Genomic DNA, 14,878 nt, shown 5'->3' on the forward strand with positions numbered 1-14,878 from the left:
CCCTTCCCCGGCGGGCCCCGGCTGGTCGTCCGCTAGGTTGGAGGGTATGACGCACGACCACCTCGACGCCGCGGCCCGACCGGCGTCCCGCCCCTTCGGCCGGCTGCTCACAGCCATGGTGACCCCGTTCACCCCCGATGGTTCCCTCGATCTCGACGGCGCCGCCCGGCTGGCGAGCCACCTGGTCGACGAACAGGGCAACGACGCTGTGGTGGTCAACGGCACCACCGGCGAGTCGCCGACCACCGCCGACGCGGAGAAGGAGCACCTGATCCGGGCCGTGGTGGAGGCCGTCGGTGACCGTGCCAAGGTGGTCGCGGGCGTCGGCACCAACGACACCCGGCACACCATCGAGCTGGCCGCCGCCGCCGAGAAGGCAGGTGCGCACGGCCTGCTGGTGGTCACCCCGTACTACAACAAGCCGCCGCAGAGCGGGTTGCTGCGCCACTTCACCGCGGTGGCCGACGCCACCGGCCTGCCGGTGATGCTGTACGACATTCCGCACCGCTCCGGCGTGCCGATCGACACCGAGACGTTGGTCCGGCTCGCCGAACACGGCCGGATCGTCGCGGTCAAGGACGCCAAGGGCGACCTGACCGCCACCAGCTGGGTCACCAGCCGGTCCGACCTCGCCTTCTACAGCGGCGAGGACGCCCTCACCCTGCCGGCGCTGGCCGTCGGATCCGTGGGCCTGGTCGGCACCTCGACGCACTTCACCGGGGCGCTGGCCGTACAGATGATCGAGGCGTACGACGCGGGGGACATGCCGACCGCGCTGGCCCTGCACCGGCGGCTGCTGCCGCTGTTCACCGGCATCTTCCGCACCCAGGGCACCATCCTGGTGAAGGCCGGCCTGGCGTCGCTGGGCCTGCCTGCCGGCCCGGTGCGACCCCCGCTCGTGGACGCCACCGACGACGAGATCGCCCAGCTGCGCGCGGACTTCGCGGCAGCGGGCCTGGAGCTGCCCGAATGAACGAACGACACGATGGACGTCGAGTAACGGCGTCGCAGAATGAGGTGGACGCGTGACCGAGGCGCACATCGAGGCGGAACTACCCCCGCCGCTGCCGGAAGGCGGCCTGCGGATCATCCCGCTCGGCGGGCTCGGCGCCATCGGTCGGAACATGACCGTCTTCGAGTACGACGGCAAGTTGCTGATCGTCGACTGCGGGGTCCTGTTCCCCGACGTCGAGCAGCCGGGTGTGGACCTGATCCTGCCCGACTTCGGTCCGATCCTGGACCGGCTGGCCGACGTCCAGGCGATCGTGCTGACGCACGGTCACGAGGACCACATCGGCGCGGTGCCGTACCTGCTCGCCCACAAGCCCGACATCCCGCTGGTCGGCTCACAGTTCACCCTCGCCCTGGTCGAGGCCAAGTTGGCCGAGCGGCGGATCCAGCCGTACACGCTGACCGTGCGGGAGGGCGGCCGCGAGCGGCTCGGCCCGTTCGAGTGTGAGTTCTTCGCGGTCAACCACTCGATCCCGGACGCCCTCGCGGTGGCCATCCGCACCCCCGCCGGCCTGGTGTTGCACACCGGCGACTTCAAGATGGACCAGCTGCCGCTGGACGGCCGGATCACCGACCTTGCCGGCTTCGCCCGGCTCGGCGCCGAGGGCGTCGACCTGCTGCTGTCCGACTCCACCAACGCGGAGATCCCCGGTTTCGTCACCCCGGAGCGAGAGATCGGGCCGGTGCTCGACTCGATCTTCGCGAAGGCCAAGGGCCGGATCATCGTGGCCTCGTTCGCCTCGCACGTGCACCGCGTGCAGCAGGTCTTCGACTCCGCCGCCGAGCACGGCCGCAAGGTCGCGCTGATCGGCCGGTCCATGGTCCGCAACATGGGCATCGCCCGGGACCTCGGCCTGCTCAACATCCCGGCCGGCCTGGTCATCGGGATCGAGGAGGCGACCACGCTGCCGCCGGAGCAGATCGTGTTGATGTCCACCGGATCCCAGGGTGAGCCGATGAGCGCGCTGGGCCGGATGGCCAGCGGCGACCACCGGCACATCACCATCGCCCCCGGTGACACCGTCGTGCTGGCCTCCTCGCTGGTGCCCGGCAACGAGACCTCCGTCTATCGGGTGATCAACCGGCTCGCCCGGGCCGGCGCGGTGGTCGTGCACAAGGACGTGGCCAAGGTGCACGTCTCCGGGCACGCCCCCGCCGGGGAGCTGCTCTACCTGCTCAACGTGGTCCGGCCCAGCAACCTGATGCCGGTGCACGGCGAATGGCGTCACCTGCGCGCCCACGCCCGGCTCGGCATCGAATCCGGGGTCGCCGCCGACCGGGTGGTGATCTGCGAGGACGGCGACGTGGTCGACCTGGTCGAGGGTCGCGCCACCCTGGTCGGGCATGTGAAGAGCCGGTACGTCTACGTGGACGGCCTCGCCGTCGGTGACGTCAGCGAGTCGCTGCTCACCGAACGACGGATCCTCGGTGACGGCGGTTTCATCGCCACCACCGTGGTCGTCGACTCGGTCACCGGCAAGGTGGTCGCCGGCCCGACGCTCTCCGCGAAGGGCTTCTCCGAGGACCCGGAGGCGTTCAACCCGGTGGTGCCGCTGGTCACCGAGGCGCTCAACCGGGCCGCGGCGGACGGCATCACCGACCCGCACCAGCTCCAGCAGATCGTCCGGCGGACCGTGGGGCGGTGGGTCAACGACAAGTACCGTCGTCGGCCGATGATCGTGCCCACCGTGGTCGAGGTCTGAGCAACTCCCGCTGACGCCGGTCCACCCGAACGGGGGTGGGCCGGCGTCAGCCGTATCCGGAAGATCAGGGCAGCGCGGCGACCGCCTCGGCGTACGCCACGCCGGTGGCGATCGCGGCGTCCACCAGGACCCGCAGTTGCGCCGGGGCGACCCCGTGCGCCAGGTCGGTGGCCGCGTCGCCGGCCAGCACCAACTCGTCGCCCAGGTCGTGTGCGTACGCCTTGGGCAGCAGCCGGTCGTGGTTCCACGCGTTGCAGAAGGCGTACGCCTCGGCGCGGCGGGCCGCCGGCAGCCGGCGGCTGGCCATGGCGCGGGCGTGCAGCACCTCACCGCGTTCACCAGCCCGTCGGAACTGGATCACCACACCGTCCCAGTGGCCGACCACCGTCTCGCCCTCGTCCACCAGGTACCGGTCGCCCCGCCCGTCCAGAATCGCGGTGATCATGGCGAGGGAGAGTGCGGACACCTCATGTTCGCCCAGCTCGGCTTCAACGTCGGAGCGGTCGGTGTCGGGCTCGTCGAGCCCGTCAGGCTCGTCGTCGGCGGTGGGCAGCGGAACCGGCGCCGTGAGCGGGCGCTCGGCCAACCAGGCGGCCATCCGGCCGGAGTGGTGCCCGGTGCCGTTGCGCGCGTCGAAGCTCCCGGCCAACTCGTTGGCCACCCCGAGCAGCAGCGCCCCGAGCGTGGCGACGTCCAACTCGGTGGCCGCCCGCTCGCCGGACGCGGGGCGGGGCATCGTCCGCCCGCCCAGCCCGGCGTCGGCGGCCAGCCCGCAGACCAGTGCCCCGGCGGCGGCGAACTCCATGGCGGCGAGGTCGTCGGTCGGCCGGTCCAACCGGGGCAGCTGCTCGGCCAGAATGGCCAGCCCGCGTTCCAGGTGCCCGCCCAGCGCACAGAACCGCAGGTGCGCGGCGAGGTGCGGGAACGCCGCCCGCTCGCGCCGGTGCCGGCGGTACGCCCGCACGTGCGCCGCCGCCGCCCGCGCCGGCTCGCCGGTGCGCAGTGCCGGCAGCAGACCGGCGACCAGGTCCCGCTCGGGCTGGTCGGTGCAGGACTGCGGGTCGCCGTCGGACTCCGCGAGCTCGGTGAGAGCGGCGGTCCACTCGCCCCAGCCGGCCAGCAGTTCGGCGCGCCGGGCCGAGGCGCAACCGGGGCAGCCGCCGGCCGGACCGGGACGTTTTCCGGACCATCGCTCGTACCAGTGCCGGGCGGTGGGCTCGTCGCCCAGGTGATCGGCGATCCGGCAGTGCAGTTCCGCGACGGTCGGTGTGTCCGGACCATCCGCGCCGACGCGGTGGGCCAGGTCGTGCAGCAGGGACCGGGTCTGGTCCAGCCCGACCCGGGGGGTGCCGAGCAGCGCCTCCACCGCGTACCGCTGGTAGCGCAGCAGCAGCCCGGTCTCCGCGTCGGTGAGCAGGTCGGGCCGGTGGTCGGCGGCGGCCCGGCAGCGCCGGACCGGTTCGACCAGACGCCACCGCTCCCCGTGCAACAGGTACGCCTCGATCAGCGCGAACCGCGCGTCCATCCCGGATCGGACGTCGCCGGCCGCGTCGGCGCGCTCGGCGAGCCGTTCCAGGGCCACCTGCCGGGCCGGGCCGTCGGGGAGGTCCCGGGCGTCGGCGAGCGCGGCCTCCAGCGCCGGTACGCGACCTCGCGCGGAACGGTCACCAGGGCCGGTGGGCGGCGTGCCGGTGCGGCTGCCGGTGAACTCGTCCCGGCCGGTCACGACGGCACCGCGCCGGGCAGTCGACGGACCGCCACGGCCAACTGGCAGCCGGTGGAGATGCCACAGTCGAGCAGTTGGTCGAGCTGGTGTGGGGTCACCCCGCGTTCCAGGTCGGTGATCACCTCTCCGTACACCCGGGCCCGACCGTCGTCGTCGACGTGCACGAACGCTTTCGGCCAGAGCCGGTCGTGGTTCCAGGAGTTGCAGAACGCGTACAGGTCGGGCACCCGTTCGATGCCGAAGGTCGGATCGACCATGGTGCGGATCTGGAGCAGTTCCCCGTCGCCGCCGACGCGGAGGAACCAGATCAGGTTGTCGTCGAAGTGGCCCACCAGCTCGCCGCCCGGGGTCAGGCCGACGGACCGGCCGCGGGCAGCGAGCACCGCGGCAACCAGCTCGCCGGTCAGCGGACGCAGTGCGCCAGGGTGCCCGGCCAGCGGATCGTCCGGATCGCCCTCGATTTCCGGCGACGCCATGGGGCATCCCTTCTGAGGCGGATATCACGACCGGCGGTGGGGTTCGTGTTTCGACGCGCGGACACGACCCGGAAAAGCGGGGATCTGCCCGGCCCCACCGTTACCGTGACTCTATGGCGGGCCGTACCTCTCAGGCGAGCCGGCGGCGCGGCGCGTCGCCGCGCGGTGGCACCAACAGTCGTGCCCGTCAACCGGCGAAGAAGGCCACCCGGGCGCCGGTGCGACGTCGCACCACGCCGCCCCGGCCCGGCCCGGCGGTCTACGTCGGCCGGGCGGTCGGTGCACTGTGGATGGGGCTGGCGCACGGGATGGGGTGGGCGGTGCGGGCCGCCGGCCGGCAGGCCGCCTCGGCCCGTGACCTCGACCCGGAGCATCGCCGCGACGGCGCCGGGCTGTTCCTGTTCGGGCTCGCCCTGCTCTCCGCCGTGGCGCTCTGGCTGTCCGGGGCGGGGCCGGTGGGCGCGCGACTGGCCGACACGATCCGGCTGTTCCTGGGCGCGATCTCGGTGGTCGTACCGGTGCTGCTGATGATCGGGGCGTGGCGGCTGATGCGTCAGCCGGCGGATCCGGAGCACCGGGGCCGTGGGCTGATCGGCTGGGGTTCGCTGCTCGTGTCGACCGCCGCGCTGCTCCAGATCGGCCAGGACCCGGCCGACCCCCTGCAACGTGACTTCGCCGGCGGTCTGGTCGGCGCGGGCGTCGGCGGGCTGTTGGAGCGGGCGGTGACCGCCTGGGTGGCGGTGCCGCTGCTCATCCTGCTGCTGCTCTTCGGCCTGCTCGTGGTGACCGCGACGCCGATCAACAAGATCCCCGAGCGGCTGGGCCTGCTCGCCGGTGGGCTGGTCAGCGCACCGGAGGCCGACGAGGAGGCGGACGAGCCGGCCGCGAAGCCGGCGCGCAAGCGACCCGCGAAGCGGATGCCTGCGCCACTGGACCCGGACGACTTCGAGGACCTGGACGGCGCGGACCTCCAGGAGACCATGGTGCTGCCGCGCAAGTCTGCGGCGAAGGTGCCGGCGAGCCGCAAACCGCCGGCCGAGCCGCCGGAGCACTCGCCCGCCCCGACCCGGGCCGAGCAGCTCGCGTTGACCGGGCTGGCCGGGGACTACACCCTGCCGCCGGCCAACATGCTCAGCGCCGGGGCCGCCGCGAAGACCCGCAGCAAGGCCAACGACGAGGTGATCGCCGCGCTGACCGGCGTGTTCGACCAGTTCGATGTGGACGCCGCGGTCACCGGCTTCACCCGCGGCCCGACCGTCACCCGCTACGAGGTGGAGCTGGGGCACGGCGTCAAGGTCGAGCGGATCACCCAACTGTCCCGCAACATCGCGTACGCGGTGAAGTCGCCGGACGTACGGATCCTCAGTCCGATCCCGGGCAAGAGCGCCGTCGGCGTGGAGATCCCGAACACCGACCCGGAGAACGTCGCCCTCGGCGACGTGCTGCGCTCGCGGGCGGCGACCAGCGACCACCACCCGATGGTGGTGGCGCTCGGCAAGGACATCGAGGGCGGCTACGTGGTGGCCAACCTCGCCAAGATGCCGCACATCCTGATCGCCGGCGCCACCGGCGCGGGCAAGTCGAGCTGCCTCAACACCCTCCTGGTCTCCATCCTCACCCGGGCCACCCCGGACGAGGTACGTCTGCTGCTGATCGACCCGAAGCGGGTCGAGATGACCGGCTACGAGGGCATCCCGCACCTGGTCACCCCGATCGTGACCAACGCCAAGAAGGCGGCCGACTCGCTGGACTGGGTGGTCCGCGAGATGGACATGCGCTACGACGACCTCGCCGCCAACGGGGTCCGGCACATCGACGACTTCAACCGCAAGGTCCGCAACGGCGAGATCAAGGCTCCGCCGGGCAGCGAACGCGAGATGCGTCCGTACCCGTACCTGTTGGTGATCGTGGACGAGCTGGCCGACCTGATGATGGTCGCGCCGCGCGACGTGGAGGACTCGGTCGTCCGGATCACCCAGCTGGCCCGGGCCGCCGGCATCCACCTGGTGCTGGCCACGCAGCGCCCCTCGGTCGACGTGGTGACCGGTCTGATCAAGGCGAACGTGCCGTCCCGGCTGGCGTTCGCCACCTCGTCTCTGGCGGACTCCCGGGTCATCCTCGACCAGCCGGGCGCGGAGAAGCTGCTCGGCCGTGGTGACGGGCTCTTCCTGCCGATGGGCGCGTCCAAGCCGGTCCGCATCCAGGGCGCCTGGGTCACCGAGCGCGAGATCGCCGACGTGGTGAAGTTCTGCAAGGACCAGCGTGAGCCGGAGTTCCGCAAGGACGTGCTGGCCCCGGCGCAGGAGAGCAAGAAGAAGATCGACGAGGACATCGGCGACGACCTGGACCTGTTGGTGCAGGCGGTCGAGCTGGTGGTCACCTCGCAGTTCGGCTCGACCTCGATGTTGCAGCGCAAGCTGCGGGTTGGTTTCGCCAAGGCGGGCCGCCTGATGGACCTCATGGAGACCCGGGGCGTGGTCGGGCCGTCCGAGGGGTCGAAGGCGCGCGACGTGCTGGTCAAGCCGGACGAGCTGGACGAGGTTCTGGTCGGCCTGCGCGGCGACGGGGACTGACCGACAGCCGATCCCGGACGCACGACGGGCCCGCCGGTGTCCGGCGGGCCCGTGACGTGGGGGAGCGGTCAGTTGTTGATCAGCGCTCCGATGATCACCAGGCTGATGATCGCGGCGACGACGCTGGCCGCGGCGGCGTACCAACCCAGCGGCTTGTCACCGAGCACCGCGCCGACGACGCCCGCGATGACGCCGAGCACGCCGAAGATGATCGGGTTGAGCAGCAGGGCCAGGACCGCGAAGACGAAGCCCACGATGGTGAGGATGCGGGCGGCGTTGCTGCGGGGACGGGCGGTGCTCGGCATGTCGGCCATGTCTTCCTCCGGGTGAGAGCCTGTCGTGACGGATCGATCACTACCCACTGTGGGTGCTGGCCACGCCTGCCGACGGGGCGTTCAGTGGAAGATCTTCAACCCGATCACCCCCGCGACCACCAGCAGGAGGCAGAGGATCCGGGGCAGGCTCGCCGACTCGCCGAGCGCCAGCATTCCGACCAGCGCGGTGCCGACCGCGCCGATGCCGACCCAGACCGCGTAGCCGGTGCCGACGGGGATGTCCCGGAGCGCGTACGACAGCCCGGCCATGCTCAGGAGCAGGGTCACCGCGAACACCACGGACGGGATCAGCCGGCTGAAACCGGCGCTGCGGTCCAGGGCGATCGCCCAGGCCGTCTCCAACAGTCCTGAGATCACCAGTACGAGCCAGGCCATCGTCCACCTCACCGGAAGCGCCCGGGGCTGCCGCGCCGGGACGAGTCGAGTCTGCACGTCACGCGGGGCGTCTTGGCCTGACCGGGTACGCCCACCACTCGTCCGGAGTGGCCACGAGCATCCGGCCACCGGTGCCGACGCTAGCACCGGCCCGGGCGGCGTGGCGGTGACCACCGCCACGACCCGTTGACCTCCACCTGACTTCAACTTGCAGGATCGCCAGCATGACCATGCTCTACGCCGACCCCGAGGTCGCCGCCGCGCTGGACGCCGCCACCACGGTCGACGCCATGCGCGCCGCCCTCCTGGCCGCGTACGAGGGACGCCTGATCGCGCCACCCCGGGCCGCCGCACCGTTGAGCGGCGGGCGGATGGTGCTCACCGCCGGGCACCTGGTCGGCGAGTGGTACGGCTTCCGCTCGTACGACACCTTCGGTCATCCGCAGGGCGAGCAGTTGGTGGTGCTGCACGACGCCCGGACCGGGGCGATCCGGGCGGTCGCGGTCGGCGAGGAGTTGGGCTCCCGTCGTACCGGCGGGTTGGGGGGAGTGGCGGTCGACGCGCTGGCCCGTCCCGACGCCGTCACCCTCGGGGTGATCGGCTCCGGCCGGCAGGCGTGGACCCAGGTCTGGGCCGCCGCCGCCGTCCGGCCGTTGCGCGAGGTGGTGGTGCACAGCCGTTCCGCCGCTCGTCGGGAGGCCTTCGCCGCCCGGATCCGTGCCGAACTGGGCGTGCCGGCCCGCGCGGTGGCCGACCCGGGCTCGGCCGTCGCCGGGCGGGACCTGGTGGTGCTGGCGACCACCAGCCCGACCCCGGTGCTCTGCGCCGCCGACCTCAGCCCCGGCACGCACGTCAACGCGGTCGGTTTCAAGCAGCGCGACCGCAGCGAGTTCGGCACGGACCTGCTGGACGCCGCCGACCTGCTGGTCACCGATTCACCGGCCCAGGCGGCGGACTACCAGCCGCCGATGCTCGCGGCGACACCCCCGTACTCCGGGCGGTTGCGCGACCTGGGCGGCATCCTGGTCGGCGCGGTCCCCGGCCGGAGCACAGCGGACCAGATCTCCGTCTTCTGCTCCACCGGCCTGGCCGGCACCGAGGTGTTCCTGCTCGACGCACTGACCCGGGTTGGCGCCGAGGCGCGCTGACCGGAATGACGTTCGCCTCCGTGTCGACCGTCTCCGCAGCCCGCGTGCGTGGGCTTACCCGGCCGGCCCGGTACCCTCGGATGGTGTCTGCCACCTCTCCTTCTCCCGCTGACCACGCCGAGGGCCGTCGCGTCGCCCTGCTGACCCTGGGCTGCGCCCGCAACGAGGTCGACTCGGAGGAGCTGGCCGCCCGCCTGCACGCCGACGGCTGGCAGGTGACCACCGACGGCGAGGGCGCCGACGTGGTGGTCGTCAACACCTGCGGTTTCGTGGAGAAGGCCAAGCAGGACTCGATCCAGACCCTGCTCGCCGCCGCCGGAACGGGCGCCAAGGTGGTCGCCGCGGGCTGCATGGCCGAGCGGTACGGCCGCGAACTGGCCGACAGCCTGCCCGAGGCGCAGGCGGTGCTGAGCTTCGACGACTACCCGGACATCGCCGCCCGGCTGAACGCCGTCGTCGCCGGCGAGCAGATCACCGCGCACACCCCGCGCGACCGGCGCGAACTGCTACCGCTGACCCCGGTGCAGCGCCGCGACAGCGGGGTGTCGCTGCCCGGCCACGGCACGGTGACCCGCACCGTCGTCGACACCGACGAGCACACCCCGGCACACCTGCGCCAGGTGCTGCGCCGACGGCTCGACACCGGCCCGGTGGCCTCGCTGAAGCTGGCCAGCGGCTGCGACCGCCGCTGCGCGTTCTGCGCCATCCCGGCCTTCCGGGGGGCTTTCGTGTCGCGTACCCCGGACGAGCTGCTCGCCGAGGCGGAGTGGCTGGCCAAGACCGGCGTACGGGAGCTGGTGCTGGTCAGTGAGAACTCCACCTCGTACGGCAAGGACCTGGGTGACCCGCGCGCGTTGGAGAAGCTGCTGCCGCAGCTCGCCGCGGTGACCGGCATCGTCCGGGTGCGGGCGAGCTACCTTCAGCCGGCCGAGACCCGGCCGGGTCTGGTCGAGGCGATCGCCACGACCCCGGGTGTGGCCCCGTACTTCGACCTGTCGTTCCAGCACTCCAGCGAGCCGGTGCTGCGCCGGATGCGGCGTTTCGGCTCCACCGACCGGTTCCTGGAGCTGCTGGCCGGTGCCCGCGCGCTGGCCCCGGACGCGGGCGCCCGGAGCAACTTCATCGTCGGTTTCCCCGGCGAGACCCGCGCCGACGTCGACGAGCTGGTCCGGTTCCTGACCGAGGCCCGGCTCGACGCGATCGGCATGTTCGACTACAGCGACGAGGACGGCACCGAGGCCGCCGGCCTGCCCGGCAAGGTCTCCGCCGCGACGATCAAGCGGCGCTACGACCGGCTCAGCGCCCTCGCCGACGAGCTCTGCTCGCAGCGGGCCGAGGACCGGCTCGGCTCGACCGTCGAGGTGCTGGTCGACTCGATCGAGGACGGCGTGGTGGAGGGTCGGGCGGCCCACCAGGCGCCGGAGGTGGACGGTTCCACCACCCTGGTCGCCCCGGCCGAGGGCGGGGTCGACCTGGCCGCGCTGCGTCCGGGCGATCTGGTACGCGCAACGGTGACCGGCACCGAAGGGGTGGACCTGCTCGCTGTGCCGGATGAGATGATCTCGGCGGCGCCCGGCGCGGCACGGTGACGGCGGGCCCGAGCGGAGCGGGGGACCCAGGTGGTGCGGTGCCGGGAACGCCACGGCGGCCCGAGCGGAGTGCGGCGGTGACCGGGGCGACGGAGTCGACGCCGGGCCGGGTGGTGGCCGTGGTGCCGGTCGTCAACGCGGCCAACGCGCTGACCGCCCTGCGGCTGGTGCTGGTGCCGGTCTTCGCCGCCTCGGTGATCATGTCCGGGATGACCCACGCCGGTTGGCGGATGGCGGCCTGCCTGATCTTCGCGGTGGCCTCGGCGACCGATCTGGTGGACGGCTGGATCGCCCGCCGCTTCGGGCTGGTCACCTCGGTCGGCAAGGTGGCCGACCCGATCGCCGACAAGGCGCTCACCGGTGCCGCGCTGGTGCTGCTCTCGTGGTACGACCAACTGCCGTGGTGGGTGACCGCGCTGATCCTCGTCCGCGAGCTGGGCATCACCGGGCTGCGGTTCTGGGTGATCCGGCACGGCGTGATCGCCGCCAGCCGAGGCGGCAAGGTCAAGACCGCGCTCCAGATCCTGGCCATCGCCTGGTACCTCTGGCCGATGCCGGCCGCGCTCGCCGCCGTCGGCCCCTGGATCATGGCCGCCGCCGTCCTGGTCACGGTCGCCACCGGCTTCGACTACATAGCCCAAGCCCTCCGCCTCCGCCGCCCCCGCTAACCCCCCACGCCCCGCCCCTCCCCCCTCCCGACCCACCCCGTTGATCATGAAGTTATTGCCCTCCGGGGCGGCGTGTCGTGACGCTAACTTCATGATCGACGCGATTGGGTCGTCGGGTTGGGGGCAGGTGGGTTGGGGATTGGTGGGTGGGGAAGGACTGGTTGGGTGTCGGTGGATGGTGACGAGGTGGGTGGTGCTGTGGTGGGTGGTGCTGAGGTAAATGGTGTTGACGGGGACGGTGCCGAGTTGGGTAGTGCGGCGGCCGCGGTCGTGCACCGACTCGCCGAGCGGCACGAGACCCTGGCCACCGTCGAATCGCTCACCGGTGGATCGCTGGCCGCCTCGATCGTGACCATCGCCGGGGTCAGCGGGGTCTACCGGGGTGGCCTCGTGGTCTACGCCACCGAGTTGAAGGGGACCCTGGCTGGCGTACCGGCTGAGCTGCTGTCCGAGCGGGGGCCGGTCGACCCGGAGGTGGCGGCGGCGCTCGCCGAGGGCGGCCGGCAGCGGTGCGGCGCGGACTGGGGGCTCGCCACCACCGGGGTCGCCGGCCCGGAGCCGCAGGACGGGAAGCCGGTGGGCCTGGTCTACGTCGCGGTCGCCGGCCCGGACGGCGGTGAGGTCCGCCAGCTCGACCTGGGCAACGGGCGGGACCACGTTCGCGCGGGGGCGGTGGTCGGGGCTCTGCGGCTGCTCGCCGAACGGCTGGCCGCCGCGACATCGTGAACGCCAGGGCCGAAGCGGTCAGAAGCCATCCAAGCCGACGCCACACGGGTGGCGACGCGCCCCGGTGAGCCCGTCGCGGCGAACCGACGGGCGGGGCGGGATGTCGCCCGGGCCCGCAACGGGTACGGTTGCGGGAAGGCTCCGACGTTCGGGGCCGGCGCGGTCCGCCGCGACCGGCTGCCCAGCGGCGGGCGTGAGGTATCCCTCAGGGGGAGGTGCGATGATCCTGCTACGCCGGGTGATCGGTGACGCACTGCGGGCGCGCCGGCAGGGCCAGCAGCGCACGCTGCGTGAGGTCTCCACCGCCGCCAACGTCAGCCTCGGCTACCTCTCCGAGATCGAGCGGGGGCACAAGGAGCCGTCGAGCGAGCTGCTCGCCGCGATCTGTGACGCCCTCGGCGCCCGCCTGTCCGAGCTGCTGCGTGAGGTGAGCGACACCGTGGCGCTCGCCGAGCAGATGCCCGGGGTGCTCGTCTCGATGCAGGACGAGCCGGCCGACGCCGCCGCCAAGAGCACCAACCGGGGTGTCCGTCAGGTCACCTCCGACGGCAAGGTCGCTGTCTCGGTCCGCCAGGACTCGCCGCTCAAGGCCACCCTGCGTAGCACCCGGGTCCGCCCGACCGAGCGCGACCGGGACGTGGTCTGCGCCGCCTGAGCCGCCGATCCGGTTGACCATGGGCGGGTTGGCCCCGGCCGCGTAGGGTTGCTCGCAGGAGCCGCCGGTGCTGTCGACCGCCCGGTACGGATGCCTCATTGGCGTTCGGCTGGGACGATGGAGACCGGCCGGTCACGGTCGGTCGGTTCAGCCGGCCCGGCCGTGGTGGAGCGACGCTACTGAGGGGATACCACGGAGATGGCGAACCCGTTCGTCAAGGGTTGGAACTACCTGATGGCGCTCTTCGGTGCGAAGATCGACGAGCACGCCGATCCCAAGGTGCAGATCCAGCAGGCCATCGAGGATGCCCAGCGGCAGCACCAGGCGTTGGTTCAGCAGGCGGCCGCGGTGATCGGCAACCAGCGTCAGCTGGAGATGAAGCTGTCCCGGCAGATGTCCGAGGTCGAGCGGTTGCAGGGCAACGCCCGGCAGGCGCTGGTCCTGTCCGACCAGGCCCGGGCCAAGGGCGACGAGGCCGAGGCGGTGCGGTTCGAGCAGTCCGCGCAGACGCTGGCCAGCCAGCTCGTCTCCGCCGAGCAGGCCACCGAGGACCTGAAGACCTTGCACGACCAGGCGCTGGGTGCCGCCGCCCAGGCCCGCCGGGCGGTCGAGAACAACTCGATGATCCTCCAGCAGAAGCTCGCCGAGCGCACCAAGCTGCTCAGTCAGCTGGAGCAGGCCAAGATGCAGGAGACGGTGGCCCGCTCGCTGGAGTCGATGTCGTCGCTGACCGCGCCGGGCACCACCCCGTCGCTGGACGAGGTGCGCGACCGCATCGAGCGGCGGTACGCCAACGCGATGGGTCGCGCCGAACTGGCCGGCAACTCCGTCGAGGGCCGTATGTTGGAAATCCAGAAGGCCACGATCGACTCGGCCGGCTCCGCCCGGCTGGAGCAGATCCGGTCCAGCATGGCGGGGGAGCAGCTCGGCGGCGCGGCCCAGCGACCGGGCGTGCCGCAGGCCGAGAAGACCGGCCCGGCCAACGACCCGACGGCCGCCGCCCGGCTGGACGAGCTACGCGCCAGCATGGCTCGCGAGCGGGGCACCGGCGACCCGACCGCCGCCGGCTGAACGACCGGACCGAGGGGGTCAGGGTGGCAGACGAGCGGACACGGTACTTCCGAAGGTTGGGTCGGCTTCGCCGGTCGGCCCGACGGTGGAGTGTGCTGGCCGGTGGGCTCGGCGGTGCGGCGGCGGTGCTGACTCCGTACGCCGGCCTTGGTCTGCCCGACGCGGCCTGGGCCGGCGCCGCGGGCAGTGCCGTGGCGCTCGCCGCCTGGCGCTGGATCGACGTGCGCGCCCTGGCCGCCCAGCCGGCGCCCCCCGCGCTCGACCCGGCCGAGGCGGCAGCCCGGTCGCGGGCCCGGCTGGTCGCCGCCGTCGAGCGGTTGCCGGTCGGCGCGGGCGTACTGGCCGAGGTGCGCCGGGTCCGCTCCCGGATCGCGCTGCGTGGCACCAGCGCCGGCGAGCAGTGGGCCCGACTGGACCGGGCGGCGCTCACCCTGGCCGGAATGGCCCCTCGACTCACCGGGCTGGCCGAGCCGGCGGTGCTGGAGGCCGCCGCCGCCGACCGCTCGCTGCGTGACCTGGCCGCCCGGGTGGCCAGCGTCGAACGCGCGCTGCGGCTGGCCCCGGCCGACGCTCGACCACCGCTGGCCGAGGCGCACGCCGCGCTGACCGCTCAACTGGAGGGCGGGGTGGCGGCGTACGAGCGGCTGGTGGTGGCCGCCGCCGGCTATCTGGCCGAGGATTTCCGACCGGAGACCGCCCACCCGGCCGCCGACCGGCTCACCGAGGCGACCGACCTCCTGCACGGCGTGGCCGGGGCCCTCGCCGAGCTGCGCGCCGTCGGCACCCCGCTGCGCGCGCCGACGCGCTGACGGCGCACGCCCC

At 72.9% G+C, this 14,878-nt stretch carries 14 protein-coding genes and 1 riboswitch; of the genes, 10 read left to right on the top strand and 4 right to left on the bottom strand.

Translation table 11 applies throughout. The annotated features are described in order from the left end of the window. Positions 1–46: 46 nt before the first annotated feature. Both dapA and AC5L30_RS15710 read left to right on the top strand, forming a co-directional pair. Positions 47–973: a 4-hydroxy-tetrahydrodipicolinate synthase gene (dapA, locus tag AC5L30_RS15705; RefSeq protein WP_494868033.1), complete on the top strand. Its 927-nt coding sequence runs from the start codon at positions 47–49 to the stop codon at positions 971–973. 52 nt (positions 974–1,025) lie between these two features. Then, on the top strand, positions 1,026–2,714 hold the full coding sequence (locus tag AC5L30_RS15710) for a ribonuclease J (RefSeq protein WP_210786478.1): 1,689 nt from the start codon (positions 1,026–1,028) through the stop codon (positions 2,712–2,714). A gap of 64 nt (positions 2,715–2,778) precedes the next feature. Here AC5L30_RS15710 and AC5L30_RS15715 read toward each other — a convergent pair whose 3' ends face one another. After that, a complete protein-coding gene (locus tag AC5L30_RS15715; RefSeq protein ID WP_494868035.1) occupies positions 2,779–4,440 on the bottom strand; it encodes a type III secretion system chaperone family protein in 1,662 nt (553 codons plus the stop codon). Continuing rightward, positions 4,437–4,916 carry a type III secretion system chaperone family protein gene (locus AC5L30_RS15720; protein WP_494868037.1) on the bottom strand — a complete coding sequence of 160 codons (480 nt, stop codon included), beginning with the start codon at positions 4,914–4,916 and terminating at the stop codon, positions 4,437–4,439. Before AC5L30_RS15720 ends, AC5L30_RS15715 begins: the two co-directional genes overlap by 4 nt. Before the next feature lie 113 nt (positions 4,917–5,029). Here AC5L30_RS15720 and AC5L30_RS15725 point away from each other — a divergent pair, with 113 nt between their 5' ends. Further along, complete coding sequence (locus tag AC5L30_RS15725; RefSeq protein ID WP_494868038.1) at positions 5,030–7,489, top strand: DNA translocase FtsK; 2,460 nt, start codon at positions 5,030–5,032, stop codon at positions 7,487–7,489. 68 nt (positions 7,490–7,557) lie between these two features. On the opposite strand, the gene AC5L30_RS15730 is transcribed toward AC5L30_RS15725, so the two are convergent. Together AC5L30_RS15730 and sugE are read right to left on the bottom strand one after the other, a co-directional pair. Next, a complete protein-coding gene (locus AC5L30_RS15730) occupies positions 7,558–7,803 on the bottom strand; it encodes a hypothetical protein (protein WP_238659633.1) in 246 nt (81 codons plus the stop codon). 81 nt (positions 7,804–7,884) lie between these two features. Continuing rightward, a complete protein-coding gene (gene sugE, locus AC5L30_RS15735; RefSeq protein ID WP_124816787.1) occupies positions 7,885–8,199 on the bottom strand; it encodes a quaternary ammonium compound efflux SMR transporter SugE in 315 nt (104 codons plus the stop codon). 61 nt (positions 8,200–8,260) lie between these two features. Continuing rightward, positions 8,261–8,331, bottom strand: a riboswitch (guanidine-III (ykkC-III) riboswitch). 92 nt (positions 8,332–8,423) lie between these two features. Here sugE and AC5L30_RS15740 point away from each other — a divergent pair. The 7 genes from AC5L30_RS15740 to pspM all read left to right on the top strand — a co-directional run bounded on the left by AC5L30_RS15740 (position 8,424) and on the right by pspM (position 14,865). Further along, the gene (locus AC5L30_RS15740) at positions 8,424–9,347 is read left to right on the top strand and encodes an ornithine cyclodeaminase family protein (protein WP_494868040.1); all 924 of its coding nucleotides are present in this window, start codon (positions 8,424–8,426) and stop codon (positions 9,345–9,347) included. Between the two features lie 80 nt (positions 9,348–9,427). Beyond that, a complete protein-coding gene (rimO, locus tag AC5L30_RS15745) occupies positions 9,428–10,936 on the top strand; it encodes a 30S ribosomal protein S12 methylthiotransferase RimO (RefSeq protein WP_494868041.1) in 1,509 nt (502 codons plus the stop codon). Positions 10,937–11,013: 77 nt separating this feature from the next. Next, entirely contained in the window at positions 11,014–11,604 is a 591-nt protein-coding gene (gene pgsA / locus AC5L30_RS15750) for a CDP-diacylglycerol--glycerol-3-phosphate 3-phosphatidyltransferase (protein ID WP_030336827.1), read from the top strand. 201 nt (positions 11,605–11,805) lie between these two features. After that, positions 11,806–12,330: a CinA family protein gene (locus AC5L30_RS15755; RefSeq protein ID WP_494868280.1), complete on the top strand. Its 525-nt coding sequence runs from the start codon at positions 11,806–11,808 to the stop codon at positions 12,328–12,330. A gap of 220 nt (positions 12,331–12,550) precedes the next feature. Then, positions 12,551–12,985 (top strand): helix-turn-helix domain-containing protein, encoded by a 435-nt coding sequence (locus AC5L30_RS15760; protein ID WP_091400451.1) that lies wholly within the window; start codon positions 12,551–12,553, stop codon positions 12,983–12,985. 198 nt (positions 12,986–13,183) lie between these two features. Further along, the gene (locus tag AC5L30_RS15765) at positions 13,184–14,056 is read left to right on the top strand and encodes a PspA/IM30 family protein (protein WP_494868042.1); all 873 of its coding nucleotides are present in this window, start codon (positions 13,184–13,186) and stop codon (positions 14,054–14,056) included. A gap of 23 nt (positions 14,057–14,079) precedes the next feature. Beyond that, positions 14,080–14,865 (top strand): phage shock envelope stress response protein PspM, encoded by a 786-nt coding sequence (pspM, locus tag AC5L30_RS15770; protein ID WP_494868043.1) that lies wholly within the window; start codon positions 14,080–14,082, stop codon positions 14,863–14,865. Positions 14,866–14,878 lie beyond the last annotated feature (13 nt).

Source organism: Micromonospora sp. BQ32 (genome assembly GCF_059358895.1).